A 16,491-nucleotide genomic window follows, 5' to 3' on the forward strand; every position below is an offset into this window, starting at 1 on the left:
AGGCGCCTTGTCCTGACGACGATCCCGCATCTGCGCAGCAGCACTTCGTGCTGCGGCGCGTGCGGGATGACGCCTCGGGTCAGAGCGTCTTGACGTAGTTCTGGTACTCGGCCTCGTTCATCAGCCCCTCGAGCTCGGCTGCGTCCGCGATCTTGATCTTGAGGAACCAGCCCTTGCCGGCGGGGTCCTCGTTGACGGTGCCCGGCGTGGCTTCGAGCTCGCCATTGACCTCGACGACCTCGCCGGAGATCGGGGCGTAGACCTCGGAGGCCGCCTTGACGCTCTCGACGACGGCTGCCTCGCCGCCCTTGGTCAGCGCCTTGCCGACGGCCGGCAGCTCGACGAAGACAACGTCGCCGAGCTGGCCCTGGGCGTAATCGCTGATACCGACGGTGCCGGTATCGCCCTCGATGCGGATGTATTCGTGGTCCTTGGTGTAGCGGGTCTCGGCCATGGTTTCCTCCTGGCGTTCGATCAGAATTGGCGTCAGATGTCTGGAAAAGGGCTCAGCGCTTGTAGCCGTTCGGGACGAAAGGCATCGTCGCCACGACGGCCGGCAGCGGCTTGCCGCGCACGATGAGATTGAGCTGGGTGCCCGGCGCCGAATGGGCCTTGGCGACATAGCCCATGGCGCAGGGGCCGTTCAGCGTCGGGCCGAAGCCGCCGGAGGTCACGGTGCCGATCACCTCGCCTTCGGGCGTCGCGATCTCGGTGCCCTCGCGGGCCGGCGCGCGGCCTTCCGGCTTGAGGCCGACGCGGATGCGGGAGGTGCCCTCGGCAAACTCGCGCTGGATGCGCGCAGCGCCCGGGAAGCCCCCCTCCTCGCGGCGGCGCTTCTGGATCGACCAGTTCAGCGCGGCCTCGACCGGCGAGGTCGTGGTGTCGATGTCGTGGCCATAGAGGCACAAGCCCGCTTCAAGCCTGAGCGAATCACGGGCGCCGAGGCCGATCGGCTTGACGTTGGCGTCGAGCAGCAGCGTGTCCCAGATCTCGCCGATCTTCGTGGCCGCGGCGGAGATCTCGTAGCCGTCCTCGCCTGTATAGCCCGAACGGCTGACATTGGCCTTGATGCCGGCGACCTTCATGGTGCGCGAGGTCATGAAGCCCATCTCAGCGGCGTCCGGCGCGATGGCGGCAAGCGCAGCCTCGGCGCCCGGCCCCTGCAGGGCAATAAGGCCGCGATGCTCGGCGCGGATCAGCTTCACATTCGGCGGCAGGCGCGGCTCGATATGGGCGTAGTCGGCCTCCTTGCAGGCCGCGTTGACGACGAGATAGAGCGCGCCGTCCTCGTCGGGATCGGCGGAACGCGTCACCATCAGGTCGTCGAGGATGCCGCCTTCCTCGTTGAGAAGCTGCGAATAGCGCTGCTTGCCGGGGGCGAGGTTCAGGATGTCGGCGGGAATCAGCGCTTCCAGCGCCTTGGCCGTGGTCTCGTGATCGGGGCCGATCAGGAAAGCCTGGCCCATATGCGAGACGTCGAAAAGACCGGCCTTCTCGCGCGTCCAGTTATGCTCGGTCAGGATACCCATCGGATACTGCACCGGCATGTCGTAGCCGGCGAAGGGCACCATGCGGGCGCCGAGCGTCACATGCCGGGCATGGAGCGGGGTCTTGAGCGGCGCGGGCGCGCCGGCATCGTGGGTTGTGGCTTCGGCCTCGGCAGCCATGGCATGCCCCTTCCAGAATCGAGCGCAAGTCCCGGACGGTATCGTCCGGAACGCGCCCCCTCTGTCTCGGGACCTGAGAGATTTCCCCGCCAGCCCATGAGGCCGAACGAGTTACACCCGTCGGTGGGCGGAATTGTTTCCGCCGCTTTCCAGAGCGCCAAGTCCCCAGCGGTCCTTTTGCCTGAGCGTTTCCGGGGCGGTTGCGCCTTCGGCGCCGGGCCTGACGGATCAGTCCCGGTCTCTCCCGCGGGGATATGCGGCTTCGGGCAGAGATACAGAAGGCGCCGGCCCAGTCAATCCGGGCGGCGCCTCCTTTAACGGCAAAGCTGCTTTGGAAAGCCGCTATCTGCGGCGCGAGCGCGCGGGCGTGACCGCGCCGCCCTGGCCGAGGCTGACGATGACCTCGACGTCGCTCCCTCCTGCCGGCACTGCGATGCCCTCCTCGATATGCGAGAAGTCGACACCGCCCTGGCCGGATGGAATCGTGCCGCCGACGCGGGCCGTGCGGCGCGCAACGACGGTGGTGCCTCGAGTGACCGTCGTGGTCAGCGTCGCGCCATAGCTGCCGGGGCTGCCGGCCGGGCCGAGCAGCACGCGGCCCTCGACGCCGACCTTGAGGCGGAAGGAGCCGTTCCCGGTGGCTGTGCACTCGCGTGCAACGTTCACGATCGAGATCTGGTGACGCAGGCTGCCGCTGTCCTGCCCGGACTGGGCCCGCAGCGCCGCGCCGCCATCGGCGATGATGACCTCAGGGCAGATCACCTCCTCTTCCGCGTCCTTGGGAAGTTGGTTCGGCGCCGGCGGCTTCGTCGACTGGAACATCACCACATTGCCGAGCGTCTGCAGCGTGCTCGGCTGGCCGGAGGACGATGAGGAAGACGATCCGCAACCAGCCAGGGTCAGGCACAGGCACGGCAGCGCGAGCAAGCGGCTCGCGCGGAAAGTCAGGTCGATCACGGAAGCGCCTCCACGCCAGGGCCGAAGCCGTTGAGCGAGACGGGCACGCCCACCCCCTCCTCCGGCGTCTGGAATACGATGAATGTCGCGCTCTTGCCGCCCTTGAGCTGGCCGAGAAGGGTGTCGTCCATCACCACTTCGGCGACGCAGCCGGTGGTGAGGCAGCGCACGAAGCCGGCACGGCCGATGTCCTTGTCGTCGATCTTCAGACCGAGGCCGGAGGGCAGCAGCACTCCGAGCGGCGCGACCACGCGCAGGAGCCGGCTCTTCTGATCCGCCGTCTTGAGCACGATGACGAGCAGCGTCAGATTCGGCCTGTCCTCGGCCGCGACGTTCTGGACGAGCGCGCATTGCTCGGCCTTGGCGCCTGGCGGCACCTCGCAGCGCATCTGCCAGTCGCCATGTGTGGAACGCACCGCGCCCTGCGCGAAAGCGGAGCCGGCGGCAAGGCTAGTCCCCACGAGCGCCAGCGCCAATGCGCCAGCCGCCCTGATGATCCTCATCATCCTGCCATCCTTCCAATGCGGAACCAAAGCCGCAGCAGGAACGCAGAATTCAGGCAAAACGCCGGCTGCGCCAGAGAATCCCGCGGCCCCTTCAACATAAAAAGTGTTGGGACCATGCAGACAGGGTCCTGTCAAGGCGCGGAGGCGAGCGCCATGCGTGCCCTAACGCGAGCTGCAAGGTCTCGCGTGATTATGCCGCATGATGGAGGTGGGCAGTGTTCATTGCCCCACTGGCGCAAGCGTGATCTTTGATTTATCGCAATCTCGAAGAATGAGGCGGCTTCACGGTCGCCCCTTCATGCGTGGGACAAAGCCGGTCGGCTCCCAAGCAAGTCGATTGAGGAGCATGTCGGATCGATGCGATTTCTGAGCAGGACCTTTGCAACCGCGGCCGCCACGGCCCTCGGCCTCGCCGCGTTGGCGACCGTCCCGGCCATCGCCGGCACCGGCATGCCCTCCCCCTGGCAGATGAACCTGCAGGGTGCAGCGACCCCCGTCGCCGAGTTCATCCACTGGTTCCATGACTGGCTGAACATCATCATCGCCATCGTCACGCTCTTCGTGCTCGGGCTGCTGATCTATGTCGCCTTCCGCTTCAACGAGAAGGCTAATCCGGTCCCGTCCAAGACCACGCACAACGCCCTGCTCGAGGTTGCCTGGACCGTCATCCCGGTGCTGATCCTCGTCGTGATCGCGATCCCGTCCTTCCGCCTGCTGAAGCTCCAGCTCGAGGTGCCGCAGGCCGACATCACCATGAAGGTGACCGGCAAGCAGTGGTACTGGTCCTATGAGTATGCCCAGGAAGGCGGCGCCTTCGGCTTCGACTCGCTGATGCTGGACGAGAAGCAGCGCGCCGAGGCGATCGCCTCCAACAAGATCGCCGCCGCGGAGGCCCCGCGCCTGCTCGCCGTCGACAACGAGGCCGTGGTGCCGGTCGGCAAGATCGTCCGCGTCCAGGTCACCGGCGCCGACGTCATCCACAAGTTCACGGTGCCGTCCTTCGGCGTTAAGATCGACGCCATCCCCGGCCGCCTGAACGAAACCTGGTTCAAGGCCGAGCGCGAGGGGATCTACTACGGTCAGTGCTCGTTCATCTGTGGCCAGAACCACTCGTACATGCCGATCGCGTTCCGCGTCGTCAGCCAGGAGCGCTACGCCGCCTGGCTCGCGGAAGCGAAGCAGAAATTCGCCAATGCCGAGGACGCGAGCTCCAAGCTCGCTGTCGCCTCCAAGTAATTCGCCGAGGAGACTAGACCATGGCAACCGCGGCTCAGCACGCTCCCGGCCACCACGACGAAGCCCATCACGACCATCCGACCGGGTGGCGCCGGTGGCTCCTGTCCACCAACCACAAAGACATCGGCACGCTCTACCTGATCTTCTCGATCATGGCGGGCCTCGTCGGCGGCTTCCTCTCGATCATGATGCGGATCGAGCTGCAGTACCCCGGCATGCAGATTTTCGCGAACGGCCAGAGCTACAACGTCTTCGTGACCGGCCACGGCCTGATCATGATCTTCTTCATGGTCATGCCCGCGGTCATCGGCGGCTTCGGCAACTGGTTCGTGCCGCTGATGATCGGCGCGCCGGACATGGCCTTCCCGCGCATGAACAACATCTCGTTCTGGCTCACCGTCGCGGCCTTCATCCTGATGGTGATCTCGATGTTCGTGGAGGGTGCTCCGGGCGCGAAGGGCGTCGGCACGGGCTGGACGGTCTATCCGCCGTTCTCGACCGCCGGCCACCCCGGCCCCTCGGTCGATTTCGGCATCCTGTCGCTGCACCTTGCCGGCGCGGCCTCGATCCTGGGCGCGATCAACTTCATCACCACGATCCTGAACATGCGCGCGCCTGGCATGACCATGCACAAGATGCCGCTGTTCGCCTGGGGCGTGCTGGTTACCGCCTTCCTGCTGCTGCTCTCGCTGCCGGTTCTCGCCGGCGCGATCACCATGCTGCTGACGGACCGCAACTTCGGCACGACCTTCTATGACCCGGCCGGCGGCGGCGACCCGATCCTGTACCAGCACCTGTTCTGGTTCTTCGGCCACCCCGAAGTCTACATCATGATCCTGCCGGCCTTCGGCATCGTCAGCCACATCATCTCGACCTTCTCGAAGAAGCCGATCTTCGGCTATCTCGGCATGGCCTACGCCATGGTCGCGATCGGCGTCGTCGGCTTCATCGTGTGGGCGCACCACATGTATACCGCCGGCCTCTCGCTCAACACGCAGCGCTACTTCGTGTTCGCGACGATGGTCATCGCGGTGCCGACGGGCGTGAAGATCTTCTCCTGGATCGCGACGATGTGGGGCGGCTCGATCCGCTTCACCGCGCCGATGATCTGGGCGATCGGCTTCATCTTCCTGTTCACCGTCGGCGGCGTCACCGGCGTCGTGCTGGCCAATGCCGGCGTCGACCGCTCGCTGCATGCGACCTATTACGTCGTGGCGCACTTCCACTACGTGCTGTCGCTCGGCGCCGTGTTCGGCATCTTCGCGGGCTTCTACTACTGGTTCCCGAAGATGAGCGGCTATGTGATCCCGGACTGGATCGGCCGGCTGCACTTCTGGGTCGCCTTCGTCGGCGCCAACCTGCTGTTCTTCCCGCAGCACTTCCTCGGGCTGGCCGGCATGCCGCGTCACTATGTGGACTATCCGGACGCCTTCGCGGGCTGGCACTACTGGTCCTCGATCGGCTCCTACATCTTCGCCGGCGGTCTGCTGATCTTCTTCTACGGCCTTGTGGTCGCCTTCACGAAGAAGCAACTCGCCGGCGACAATCCGTGGGGCGAAGGCGCGACGACGCTGGAGTGGACGCTGTCCTCGCCGCCGCCGTTCCACCAGTTCGAGACCCTGCCGCGCATCACCGGCTCGGACCACTAAGAATACAGGCGGCGGGCCTCACCGGCCCGCCGCCGCCCTTCCCCCGAGCGCCTCGCGACAGGCGTTCCGGAGACGGGCGGCAGAATCCCTGCTGCGAACACCCCGCGCCCTGGAGCTTTTGTCCATGGGCGCTGTTGCAAGAGTACGAAGACGATCAGATCGATGTCCGCCGCGTTCGAAACCCGCACCGATGCCCTGACCGCCTCCACCGGCGAAGCCCGCGATTTCTTCGCGCTGCTGAAGCCGCGGGTGATGTCGCTGGTCGTGGTGACCGCACTGACCGGCATGATGACGGCGCCGGGTTCGGTGCACCCCGTGCTCGGCCTCGCCGCGCTGCTGGCGATCGCGGTCGGTGCCGGCGCCTCGGGCTGCCTCAACATGTGGTACGACGCGGACATCGACGCGCTGATGAGCCGCACCGCCAAGCGGCCGATCCCGTCGGGTCGCATCCTGCCTTCCGAAGCCCTTGCCTTCGGGCTCACGCTCTCGATCGGCTCCGTGCTGGTGCTCGGCCTCGTGGCGAATGCGCTTTCGGCCGCGATGCTGGCCTTCACCATCTTCTTCTACGCCGTCGTCTACTCGATGTGGCTGAAGCGCTGGACGCCGCAGAACATCGTCATCGGCGGCGCGGCAGGCGCCTTCCCTCCCATGATCGGCGAGGCTGTGGTAACGGGCGATTTCGGCTGGCACTCGCTGGTGCTGTTCGCGATCATCTTCCTGTGGACCCCGCCGCATTTCTGGGCGCTCGCGCTCGTCAAGTCCGGCGACTATGCGCGCGCCGGCATCCCGATGATGCCGAACGTCGCGGGTCCCGAGGCGACGCGCCGGCAGATCGTGCTCTATTCGCTGCTGATGGCGCCCGTCGCGGTCCTGCCCGCACTGATGGGCTTCGGCGGCCTGATCTATCTCGTCGTCTCGGTGACGACAGGGCTCGCCATGATCGGGCTAGCTGTCCGCGTCTGGCGCCGCACCGAAGGCCAGGCCGCGACCAAGGCCGCCTATGCGCTGTTCGGCTTCTCGATCCTCTATCTCTTCCTGCTTTTCGCCGTGCTCATCGCCGAGAACGGCTTCGGGCTGATGTGGGCCCTGCCGAAGGTGCTGGGATGAGCGAGCAGCCCCCCAAGCAGGTCGCACCGGCCCCGTTCTCACCCGAGGACATGGCACGACGCCGCCGGCGTTCCGTCGCGCTCGCGCTCGTGCTCGGCGGGCTGGTGATTTTCTTCTTCGTGGTGACGCTGGTGAAGACCGGCCCCGCGATACTGAACAGGCCGCTGTGATGACCGGCGCCGTTCCTCCCGCCCCTTTGCCCCCTGCCCCTTCCGCGAAGCACGGCCGCACCGCGCTGATCTGCGTCGGCGTGGCCTTCGGGATGCTCGGCGCCTCCTTCGCGGCGGTGCCGCTCTACGACCTGTTCTGCAAGGTCACCGGCTTCGGCGGCACGCCGATGGTCGGCACGGCCGGCGCGGGAAAGATCCTCGACCGCGAGATGTCGGTCCGCTTCGACGCCAATGTCGCGCCGGGGCTCGGCTGGAAGTTCGAGGCCGAGAGCCCCGAGATCAAGGTCAAGGTCGGCGCGACGCAGACCGTGTTCTACAAGATGACGAATCGCTCGGATCGCACGGTGACCGGCATCGCGACCTACAATGTCGCCCCCGACAAGGGCGCGGCCTATTTCGTCAAGATCCAGTGCTTCTGCTTCACGGAGCATACGCTCAAGCCGGGCGAGAGCTTCGAGGCGCCGGTGGTGTTCTATATCGACCCCGAAATCGCGCAGAATCGCGAACTCGACGGCGTCCACGCCATCACGCTGTCCTATACCTATTTCGCCTCCAAGTCGGGCCAGCCTGTCGCCGAGGACAAGGCCGGTTCGCCGAAGGGTGACGCGAGCAATTCCAAACTGTAGAACGCGCTGGAGCATCAGCGCGGACAAGACGTCGCGGAGACCGAATATCATGGCCGGGGCCCATACGAAGCACCACGACTACCACCTCGTCGATCCGAGCCCGTGGCCGCTCATCGGCGCCGCCAGCGCGACGGTGATGGCGATCGGCGCCGTGATGTGGATGAAGGCGATGCCCGTCGGCGGCATGCACCTCGGCCCGCTCGTCTTCGGCGCCGGCCTGCTCGGCGTGCTCTACACCATGCTGTCCTGGTGGATGGACGTGGTGCGCGAAGCGGAGACCGAAGGTCACCACACCCGCGTCGTCCAGATCCATCACCGCTACGGCATGATCATGTTCATCGCCTCCGAGGTGATGTTCTTTGTCGCGTGGTTCTGGGCCTATTTCGACGCCAGCCTGTTCTCCGGCGAGCACATCAACTACGTCCGCTATGAGTTCACCGGCGGCCACTGGCCCCCGAAGGGCATCGAGACCTTCGACCCCTGGCACCTGCCGCTGCTCAACACGCTGATCCTGCTGACCTCCGGCACCACCGTGACTTGGGCGCACCATGCGCTGATCAACGGCGATCGCGCCGGCCTGAAGCAGGGTCTGTGGCTGACCGTGATCCTCGGCGTGCTGTTCACGATCTGCCAGATCTACGAGTACTCGCACGCCACTTTCGCCTTCTCCGGCAACATCTACGGCGCCACCTTCTTCATGGCGACCGGGTTCCACGGCTTCCACGTCTTCATCGGCACGATCTTCCTGGCCGTCTGCCTGTACCGGGCCTATCTCGGGCACTTCAAGCCGCAGCAGCATCTCGGCTTCGAGTTCGCCGCCTGGTATTGGCACTTCGTCGACGTGGTCTGGCTGTTCCTCTTCGCGGCGATCTATGTCTGGGGCGCGGGCGTTCCCGCCGCGCACTGAGGCGGGCCGCCCGGCAGAAACACTGGAAGGCGGCCTCGGCCGCCTTTCGCTATTTCGGGAGGCCGACATGGCCGACGACCATCAGAACACCCCGCCCTCGCCCTATTCCACGGGTCTCGCCGGGCGTTGCCCGCGCTGCGGCGAAGGCGCGCTGTTCGACGGCTTCCTGAAGCTGAAGCCGCGCTGCAGCGCTTGCGGGCTCGACTACAAATTCGCCGATTCGGCGGATGGCCCGGCTGTGTTCATCATGCTGATCGCCGGCTTCCTCGTGCTCGGCGCGGCGCTCTATGTCGAGATCAGCTACGAGCCGCCGATCTGGCTGCATCTGGCGATATGGCTGCCGCTGGCCGTCATCGTCTGCCTGGCGCTGCTGAGACCGATGAAGGGGCTCGCCGTGGCGCTGCAATATGCCCACAAGGCCGAGGAAGGCAGGCGGCAGCAGTGACCACGCCATCCGCCCAGCCCCGCAGGCCCGGCCTCCTTTGGCCCTCGCTGCTGACGGTCGTCGGTACGCTGGTGCTGTGCATGCTCGGCACCTGGCAGCTCGAGCGCATGAGCGAGAAGCACGCGTATATCGACCGCCTGCAGGCCGAAGCCGCCGGCAAGCCAGCGACCATGCCGCCGAGTGCGAATTGGGCGAAGCTCGACCCGGCTTCGCTCGACCTCACCCATGTCGTTGCCAAAGGCAGCTTCATCGATGGCCCGATCGCGGGGGTACGGACGACGATCGCATCCGGTCCGCCGGGCTCGCGTCAGCTCTCCGGCTTCGGCCGCTGGGTTTTCCAGGGCTTCCGGCTCGAGGATGGCGGGGTCATCCTGGTCAATCGAGGCTTCGTGCCGGAAAGCAGGATCGGCCAGATCGGCCCGGCGAGCGGGCCGGACACGATCAGTGGCTTCCTGCGGGCGCCGGAAAGCCGCAACAGCTTCACCCCGCACGATCTGCCGGAAATCCGCGAATTCTATACGCGCGATCCTGCAGCCATCGCTGCCGCACTCGGGCTGCCGCCGGCTCCGTTCTACCTGGAGGCGGCGCGCGAGGGCGACGGGCTGACACCTCCGGCCGGCGTCGATGTGCGCGAGCTGATCGCACGCATCCCCGACAACCATCTGCAATATGCGCTGACCTGGTTCGGGCTGGCCTTGACGCTCATCGGCGTCTTCGCGGCCTACGCCTGGCAGACGCGCAGGGGCGCAGCCGCCGCCTGACCCTTTCAACCTTTTTGCCGAACGCGCCGGACCGGCCTATAGCATTCGGCAAAGATCACCGAGGCCAAGATCGTGCTGCACGTCTCCACCCGGGGTGAAGCCCCGGCGCTCAGCTTTTCCGATGCCCTGCTGACCGGGCTCGCCCGTGACGGCGGGCTTTACCTGCCGCAGAGCTGGCCTCAGCTTTCCACGAGCGAGATCGAAGGCTTTTCGGGCAAGCCCTACACGGCCGTGGCCGAGCGCGTGCTCGGCGCGCTCACCGATGGCGACATCGAGAGCGGCGCGCTCTCCGGCATGATCCGCGCGGCCTATTCCGGCTTCCGCCACCCTGCCATCTGCCCGCTGACGCAGATCGGCGACAACCTCTTCGTGCTGGAGCTGTTCCACGGCCCAACGCTCGCCTTCAAGGACGTGGCGATGCAGCTGCTCGGGCGGCTGATGGACCATGTGCTCGGCCAGCGCGGCCAGCGCGCCACCATCGTCGGCGCGACATCAGGCGACACCGGCAGCGCGGCCATCGACGCCTTCAAGGGGTTGAAGAGCGTCGATGTCTTCATCCTCTATCCGCAGGGCCGCGTCTCCGACGTGCAGCGCCGGCAGATGACCACGGTCGATGCGCCGAACGTCCACGCCATCGCCGTCGAAGGCACCTTCGACGACTGCCAGAACCTCGTGAAGGCGATGTTCAACCATCACGCCTTCCGCGACGAGATCGGGCTTTCCGGCGTGAACTCGATCAACTGGGCGCGTATCGCGGCTCAGGCGGTCTATTACTTCACCTCGGCCGTCGCGCTCGGCGGGCCGGGGCGGAAGGTCTCCTTCTCGGTTCCGACCGGCAATTTCGGCGACATCCTCGCCGGCTGGGTGGCCAAGCAGATGGGCCTGCCGATGGAGCGGCTCGTCATCGCCACGAACAGCAACGACATCCTGACGCGCACGCTCGAAACGGGCGTCTACGAGATGCGCGGCGTGGCGGCGACGACGTCGCCCTCGATGGACATCCAAATTTCCTCGAATTTCGAGCGGCTGCTTTTCGAGGCCCATGGCCGCGACGGCGCGGCGTTGCGCCGCCTGATGCAGTCCCTGACGCAGTCCGGCCGCTTCGAGATCGGGCCGGAGCCGCTCGCGCGCATCCGCGGCGAGTTCGATGCGGCGGCCCAGAGCGAGGACGAGGTCGCGGGCGAGATCCGGAAAAGCTGGACCGAAGCCGGTTACCTGCTCGATCCACACACCGCCATCGGCGTCGGCGCGGCCCGGCAGGCGCTGAAGCACGACCCGGCGACGCCCATGATCGTGCTCGGAACGGCCCATCCCGCCAAGTTCCCGGCGGCGGTGAAGGCTGCGAGCGGCGTCGAGCCCGTGCTGCCGGCGCATCTTGCCGACCTGATGGAGCGGAAGGAGCGCCTGACGCTCCTGCCCAACGATCTCGCCGCAATCGAAAATTTCGTGCGCGAGCATGCCCGCGCCGTACGTGGGGCGGCAGCGTGAACGTCACCGGACCGGTCGAGGTCGCCGCTTCGGTGCGGCCGGAAGGGATACACGACCCAGACGTCGCGCTGACCACCCTGCCCTCTGGGCTGCGCATCGTCTCGCAGCGCATGGATCATGCCGCGACAGTGTCGCTCGGCATCTGGATCGGCGCCGGCGCGCGCGACGAGCTGCCGGATGAGCACGGTATCGCCCATCTGCTCGAGCACATGGCCTTCAAGGGCACGGCCCGGCGCAGCGCGCTGCAGATCGCCGAGGAGATCGAGAACATCGGCGGCGACCTCAACGCCGCGACCAGCGTCGAATACACCTGCTACACCGCCCGCGTGCTCGGCTCCGATCTCAGCCTCGCCGTCGATATCCTCGCCGACATCCTCTCCTCCCCGGCCCTGACCGAGGAGGAGCTGAAGCGCGAGAAGGGCGTGATCCTGCAGGAGATCTCGGCAGTGCAGGACACCCCCGACGACCTCGTCTACGACCGTTTCCTGCAGGCGGCCTTCCCCGATCAGCCGATCGGCCGGCCGATCCTCGGCACGGCCAAGACCGTGAAGGGCTTCACGTCGGATGCGATCCGCGCCTATCTCGCGCGGAACTACCATGCCGGCAACATGGTGCTCGCCGCCTCCGGCGCGGTCGATCACGACGAACTCGTGGCGCTTGCCCGCCAGCATCTCGCGAATCTGCCCGCCAGGCCCGCCCAGCCTCCCTTGCGGGAATCCGGTGAGTATCGCGGCGGCGAGGCGCGCATCGGCAGCGACGAGGAGCAGGTCCATCTCGTGCTCGGCCTGCCCGGCCTGCCCTTCACGGGCGGCGCGCATTACCCGATGCAGATTTTCGCCTCGGTTCTCGGCGGCGGGCTGTCCTCGCGGCTGTTCCAGGAGGTGCGCGAGCAGCGCGGCCTCGCCTATGCGATTGACGCCTTCCACTGGCCCTTCTCCGATTGTGGGGTGTTCGGCATTGGCGCCGGCACCGCGCCGGAGGATGTCGGCGAGCTGATCGAGGTCGCGCTCGGCTGCCTGCGCCAGGCGGCGGAGGATGTCAGCGAGGTCGAGGTCGCCCGCGCCCGCGCCCAGATGAAGGTGGGGCTGCTCGCCTCCCTCGAAAGCCCCGGTGGCAAGCTGGAGCAGATGGCGCGGCAGGTGCTGATCTTCGGCCGGGCGATCCCGCGCGAGGAGTTGGCGGCGCGGCTCGACGCGGTGACGCTCGAGGATGTGCGCGCGGCCGGCCGTTCGCTGCTCGGCCACCAGCCGACCATCGCGGCCATCGGCCCGATCCACGGCCTGCCCCCGGCCAAGCGGCTGCGGCAGGCGGCCCGCGCGGCGGACTGAACGCGATGGCTCTCTTCCGTTTCCCGAGCGAGCCGCCGAGCCGCCCGCTGATCCGGACGCAGAACCTCTTCCTGCGCGCGCCCGATGCCAGCGATTTCTCGTCCTGGGCGATGCTGCGGATGGAGAGCCGCGATTTCCTGACGCCCTGGGAGCCGAGCTGGAACGAGGACGACCTCACCCGCAACTCCTTCCGGCTGCGCGCCAAGCGCGCGGCGCGCGAGATCGCCACCGACGAGGCCTACTCGCTCTTCATCTTCGAGGCGCATTCCGAGGCGCTGCTCGGCGGGCTTACGCTCGGGCTGATCCGGCGCGGTGTCGCCCAGGCCTGCACGCTCGGCTACTGGATGGGCAAGCGCCATGCCGGAAAGGGCCATATGACGGAGGCCGTGCGCGGCGCCGTGCGCTTCGCCTTCTCGGACCTGGCGCTGCACCGCGTCGAGGCCGCCTGCCTGCCGAACAACGAACCGTCGCGGCGGCTGCTGGAGCGGGTCGGCTTCCAGCATGAGGGACTGGCACGCGCTTATCTCAAGATCAACGGCGTGTGGGCCGACCACCTGCTCTACGCCGCGCTCTCCACCGATCCACAGGTCAGAGAGAGGCCGTGAACGCGGCGGCCAGCCAAGCCTCCGCTCCGCCTTGCCCTCGCCACGAGGGGCCGGTAGGGATGGTTCCAATTCGAACGATCATCTTACGTCTGTCAGCCGAGCACCGCTTGTCCATTTCCGAGCGCATCCTCCGGATCGGTCTTGCCGTCGCCGGCCTTGCCCTGTGGCTCAGCCTCGGGGCGGTGACACCTGCTGCCGCGGTCGACGCGGTGCGGGTGCCGGTCGATGTGCCGGTGATCGACCTCACCAATGTCGTCGAACGCAACAAATCCGACGGCGACGTCATCCAGATCTCGACTGCACCGGGGCCGGACGGCATCGTCCGGCGGATCGCGGTCAGGGCGCGCGAATCGGGCGCAAGGCCGGACTGGATCGTCTTCGCGCTGACCAACGATTCCGACGAGCAGATCGACCGGCTGCTGGTTGCGCCCTTCCACAGGCTGATCGGCTCCGGCGTGGTCTGGCCCGATCTCGGCGACCGGCGCATCGAGGCGGTGACGGCGAGCCAGGGCCTCTCGCCCGACCGCGAGCCCAGCCCCGATGCCGACGTCTTCCTGATCACGCTCGACCCCGGCACGACCGTAACCTTCGTGGCGGAGCTCAAATCGCCGAACCTGCCGCAGCTCTATCTCTACGAGGCCGAAGCCTACCGGCAGAAGACCAACGGGCTGACGCTCTACAAGGGCATCATCATCGGCATCGCCGGCCTGCTCGCGCTGTTCCTGACCATCATCTTCGTGGTCAAGGGCGCGGTCATCTTCCCGGCGGCGGCGGCGCTCGCCTGGGCGGTTCTGGCCTATGCCGGTCTCGATTTCGGCTTCTTCCAGCGGCTTTTCCCGCTCACGCCTGCGATCGAGCGGATCTACCGGGCAGGCGCGGAGGTCGTGCTGGCCGCAACCCTGCTCGTCTTCCTCTTCGCCTATCTCAACCTTCAGCGCTGGCATGTGCGCTACGGCCATGTCACCGCGATCTGGATTCTCGGGCTCATCGGCCTGATCGGTCTTGCCGTCTTCGATGCGCCGATGGCGTCCGGCATCGCGCGCATCTCGATCGCCGCCGTCGCGGCGGTGGGCTTCGTGCTCGTCGTGCATCTCGCCACGCATGGCTACGAGCGGGCGCTGATGCTGATCCCGACCTGGTTCCTGCTGGCGGTCTGGGTCACGGCGGCGAGCTTCACCGTGACCGGGCAGTTCCAGCGCGATCTGGTCGCGCCTGCCTTGCTGGGCGGGCTAGTTCTGATCGTGCTGCTGATCGGCTTCACCGTCATCCAGCACGCCTTCGCGGGCGGCGCGATCTCGCAGGGGCTGGTTTCGGACACCGAGCGGCGCGCGCTGGCGCTCTCCGGCTCGGGCGATCTTGTCTTCGACTGGGACGTCAGCTCCGACAGGGTCTTCGTCTCGCCGCAGATCGAGTCACTGCTCGGCCTGCCCAAGGGCGCGCTCGACGGCTCGGCCGCGCGCTGGCTGGAGCACATGCATGTCGCCGACCGGGATCGTTACCGGGTGACGCTCGATGCCGTGCTGGAGCAGCGGCGCGGCAAGCTCAATCTCGACCTGCGCCTGCGCTCCGCCAACGGCGCCTATCACTGGTTCAACGTCAAGGCGCGGCCCGTCATCGGGTCCGACGGCGAGGTCATCCGCGTCATCGGCACGCTCTCCGACGTCACCGAGCAGCGCACGGCGCAGGAGCGGCTGCTGCATGACGCCGTCCACGACAACCTGACCGGCCTGCCCAACCGCAAGCTGTTCCAGGACCGGTTGGGGGCGATCTTCGGCTTCACCCGCGCCGACGACAACATCCGCCCGACCGTGCTCGTCATCGACGTCGACCGCTTCAAGCAGGTCAACGAATCGGTCGGCTTCTCGGCGGGCGACTCGATCCTGCTGACGCTGTCGCGCCGGCTTGGGCGGCTGCTCAGGGCGCAGGACACGCTCGCCCGCATCGGCGGCGACACCTTCGCGATGATCCTCGTTTCCGAGCGCGATCCGGAGCGTATCCTGGCGCTGGCGGAGTTGGTCCGGCGCGCCGTGTCGACGCCGATCACCTATGCCGAGCGGGAGATCGTACTGACGCCCTCGATCGGGCTTGCGTTGTTCGACCCCGCTCCCGCCGCCCGCAAGGACGACGCGCTGAAGAACGCCGAGCTCGCCATGGCCCATGCCAAGCGGCAGGGCGGCAACAAGATCGAGGTCTTCGTGCCGGCCATGCGGACCGACCGCAACGACCGGCTGGCGCTGGAGAGCGATTTACGCCGGGCGATCGAGCGCAGCGAGATCCAGGTCATGTACCAGCCGATCGTCCGGCTGGAGGATCGCACCATCGCCGGCTTCGAGGCTCTGGTACGCTGGGACCATCCGCGCGAAGGCCGGCTGATGCCGCAGGACTTCCTCGCCATCGCGGAGGAAACCGGGCTGATCGTCGATCTCGGCGTCTATGTGATGGACCGGACCGCGCGCGAGCTCGAAGCCTGGCAGGCGGCGCTCGAAGTGGAGCCGCCGATCTTCGCCAGCGTCAATGTCTCCAGCCGGCAGCTGCTGCGCCACGACCTGCTGCACGACGTGAAGACCGTGCTCGGCCGCCGGCGCGTGCTGCCTGGCACGCTGAAGCTCGAGATCACCGAGAGCCTCGTGATGGAGAACCCGGAATATGCCTCGCAGATGCTGCAGCGCATCCGCGACCTCGGCGCCGGCCTGTCGCTCGACGATTTCGGCACGGGCTATTCCTCGCTCTCCTATCTGCAGCGCTTCCCCTTCGACACGATCAAGATCGACCAGAGCTTCGTCCGCCAGATGGGCAATGGCCGCCCGCCGGTGATCCTGCGCTCGATCGTGCAGCTCGCCGCCGATCTCGGCATGGACGTTGTGGCGGAAGGGGCGGAGAGCGAGTCGGATGCGATCGAGCTCTACCAGCTCGGCTGCCAATACGCGCAGGGCTACATCTTCGGCCAGCCGATGACGGCGGCGGAAGCACGCCGCCTGATGGGTGCGGCCGCTGCTGCGGCGACGGAAGCGGCCTGACCAGGGCGCCCGTCATTCTCGG

The 16,491-nt window shown here is 67.1% G+C and carries 16 protein-coding genes and 1 riboswitch; of the genes, 12 read left to right on the top strand and 4 right to left on the bottom strand.

Annotated features, from left to right (window positions below):
* Positions 1 to 79 precede the first annotated feature (79 nt).
* The 4 genes from gcvH to BoBH3_RS05810 form a co-directional block, all read right to left on the bottom strand.
* Entirely contained in the window at positions 80 to 454 is a 375-nt protein-coding gene (gcvH, locus tag BoBH3_RS05795) for a glycine cleavage system protein GcvH (RefSeq protein ID WP_262329825.1), read from the bottom strand.
* A gap of 52 nt (positions 455 to 506) precedes the next feature.
* Positions 507 to 1,667: a glycine cleavage system aminomethyltransferase GcvT gene (gene gcvT / locus BoBH3_RS05800; protein ID WP_262329826.1), complete on the bottom strand. Its 1,161-nt coding sequence runs from the start codon at positions 1,665 to 1,667 to the stop codon at positions 507 to 509.
* 159 nt (positions 1,668 to 1,826) lie between these two features.
* A riboswitch (glycine riboswitch) is annotated at positions 1,827 to 1,924 on the bottom strand.
* A gap of 85 nt (positions 1,925 to 2,009) precedes the next feature.
* Positions 2,010 to 2,624, bottom strand: coding sequence for a hypothetical protein (locus BoBH3_RS05805; protein WP_262329827.1), 615 nt, complete (start codon positions 2,622 to 2,624; stop codon positions 2,010 to 2,012).
* Positions 2,621 to 3,130 (bottom strand): invasion associated locus B family protein, encoded by a 510-nt coding sequence (locus tag BoBH3_RS05810; RefSeq protein ID WP_262329828.1) that lies wholly within the window; start codon positions 3,128 to 3,130, stop codon positions 2,621 to 2,623. Before BoBH3_RS05810 ends, BoBH3_RS05805 begins: the two co-directional genes overlap by 4 nt.
* Before the next feature lie 357 nt (positions 3,131 to 3,487).
* Here BoBH3_RS05810 and coxB point away from each other — a divergent pair, with 357 nt between their 5' ends.
* From coxB to BoBH3_RS05870, 12 genes are all read left to right on the top strand, one after another.
* Positions 3,488 to 4,366 carry a cytochrome c oxidase subunit II gene (coxB, locus tag BoBH3_RS05815; protein WP_410050563.1) on the top strand — a complete coding sequence of 293 codons (879 nt, stop codon included), beginning with the start codon at positions 3,488 to 3,490 and terminating at the stop codon, positions 4,364 to 4,366.
* A 20-nt stretch (positions 4,367 to 4,386) separates the two neighbouring features.
* On the top strand, positions 4,387 to 6,015 hold the full coding sequence (gene ctaD, locus BoBH3_RS05820) for a cytochrome c oxidase subunit I (protein WP_262329829.1): 1,629 nt from the start codon (positions 4,387 to 4,389) through the stop codon (positions 6,013 to 6,015).
* 162 nt (positions 6,016 to 6,177) lie between these two features.
* Positions 6,178 to 7,122: a heme o synthase gene (locus BoBH3_RS05825; RefSeq protein WP_262329830.1), complete on the top strand. Its 945-nt coding sequence runs from the start codon at positions 6,178 to 6,180 to the stop codon at positions 7,120 to 7,122.
* A complete protein-coding gene (locus tag BoBH3_RS05830; protein WP_262330472.1) occupies positions 7,119 to 7,292 on the top strand; it encodes a hypothetical protein in 174 nt (57 codons plus the stop codon). Before BoBH3_RS05825 ends, BoBH3_RS05830 begins: the two co-directional genes overlap by 4 nt.
* Positions 7,292 to 7,918, top strand: coding sequence for a cytochrome c oxidase assembly protein (locus BoBH3_RS05835; protein WP_262329831.1), 627 nt, complete (start codon positions 7,292 to 7,294; stop codon positions 7,916 to 7,918). The genes BoBH3_RS05830 and BoBH3_RS05835 overlap by 1 nt, the downstream gene beginning before the upstream one ends.
* 49 nt (positions 7,919 to 7,967) lie before the next feature.
* Entirely contained in the window at positions 7,968 to 8,825 is an 858-nt protein-coding gene (locus tag BoBH3_RS05840; RefSeq protein WP_262329832.1) for a cytochrome c oxidase subunit 3, read from the top strand.
* 67 nt (positions 8,826 to 8,892) lie between these two features.
* Positions 8,893 to 9,270, top strand: a complete 378-nt coding sequence (locus tag BoBH3_RS05845) for a DUF983 domain-containing protein (protein WP_262329833.1) — start codon at positions 8,893 to 8,895, stop codon at positions 9,268 to 9,270.
* Entirely contained in the window at positions 9,267 to 10,031 is a 765-nt protein-coding gene (locus tag BoBH3_RS05850; RefSeq protein WP_262329834.1) for an SURF1 family protein, read from the top strand. Before BoBH3_RS05845 ends, BoBH3_RS05850 begins: the two co-directional genes overlap by 4 nt.
* Positions 10,032 to 10,103: 72 nt before the next feature.
* Positions 10,104 to 11,519: a threonine synthase gene (gene thrC / locus BoBH3_RS05855; RefSeq protein WP_262329835.1), complete on the top strand. Its 1,416-nt coding sequence runs from the start codon at positions 10,104 to 10,106 to the stop codon at positions 11,517 to 11,519.
* Positions 11,516 to 12,847, top strand: coding sequence for a M16 family metallopeptidase (locus BoBH3_RS05860; RefSeq protein ID WP_262329836.1), 1,332 nt, complete (start codon positions 11,516 to 11,518; stop codon positions 12,845 to 12,847). The genes thrC and BoBH3_RS05860 overlap by 4 nt, the downstream gene beginning before the upstream one ends.
* 5 nt (positions 12,848 to 12,852) lie before the next feature.
* Positions 12,853 to 13,452, top strand: coding sequence for a GNAT family N-acetyltransferase (locus tag BoBH3_RS05865; RefSeq protein WP_262329837.1), 600 nt, complete (start codon positions 12,853 to 12,855; stop codon positions 13,450 to 13,452).
* A gap of 59 nt (positions 13,453 to 13,511) precedes the next feature.
* Positions 13,512 to 16,469, top strand: a complete 2,958-nt coding sequence (locus tag BoBH3_RS05870) for an EAL domain-containing protein (RefSeq protein WP_410050564.1) — start codon at positions 13,512 to 13,514, stop codon at positions 16,467 to 16,469.
* The last annotated feature ends 22 nt before the right edge of the window (positions 16,470 to 16,491 follow it).

Source organism: Allobosea sp. BH3 (assembly GCF_025499465.1).
In the GTDB taxonomy this organism is placed as follows: Bacteria; Pseudomonadota; Alphaproteobacteria; order Rhizobiales; family Beijerinckiaceae; genus Allobosea.

Excerpts from the sequence above, each read along its gene's own strand:
- BoBH3_RS05810 (WP_262329828.1), bottom strand. The coding sequence starts at position 3,130 with ATGATGAGGATCATCAGGGCGGCTGGCGCATTGGCGCTGGCGCTCGTG.
- BoBH3_RS05840 (WP_262329832.1), top strand. The coding sequence starts at position 7,968 with ATGGCCGGGGCCCATACGAAGCACCACGACTACCACCTCGTCGATCCG.
- BoBH3_RS05835 (WP_262329831.1), top strand. The coding sequence starts at position 7,292 with ATGACCGGCGCCGTTCCTCCCGCCCCTTTGCCCCCTGCCCCTTCCGCG.
- BoBH3_RS05870 (WP_410050564.1), top strand. The coding sequence starts at position 13,512 with ATGGTTCCAATTCGAACGATCATCTTACGTCTGTCAGCCGAGCACCGC.
- coxB (WP_410050563.1), top strand. The coding sequence starts at position 3,488 with ATGCGATTTCTGAGCAGGACCTTTGCAACCGCGGCCGCCACGGCCCTC.
- BoBH3_RS05830 (WP_262330472.1), top strand. The coding sequence starts at position 7,119 with ATGAGCGAGCAGCCCCCCAAGCAGGTCGCACCGGCCCCGTTCTCACCC.
- ctaD (WP_262329829.1), top strand. The coding sequence starts at position 4,387 with ATGGCAACCGCGGCTCAGCACGCTCCCGGCCACCACGACGAAGCCCAT.
- gcvT (WP_262329826.1), bottom strand. The coding sequence starts at position 1,667 with ATGGCTGCCGAGGCCGAAGCCACAACCCACGATGCCGGCGCGCCCGCG.
- BoBH3_RS05845 (WP_262329833.1), top strand. The coding sequence starts at position 8,893 with ATGGCCGACGACCATCAGAACACCCCGCCCTCGCCCTATTCCACGGGT.
- BoBH3_RS05825 (WP_262329830.1), top strand. The coding sequence starts at position 6,178 with ATGTCCGCCGCGTTCGAAACCCGCACCGATGCCCTGACCGCCTCCACC.
- gcvH (WP_262329825.1), bottom strand. The coding sequence starts at position 454 with ATGGCCGAGACCCGCTACACCAAGGACCACGAATACATCCGCATCGAG.
- BoBH3_RS05865 (WP_262329837.1), top strand. The coding sequence starts at position 12,853 with ATGGCTCTCTTCCGTTTCCCGAGCGAGCCGCCGAGCCGCCCGCTGATC.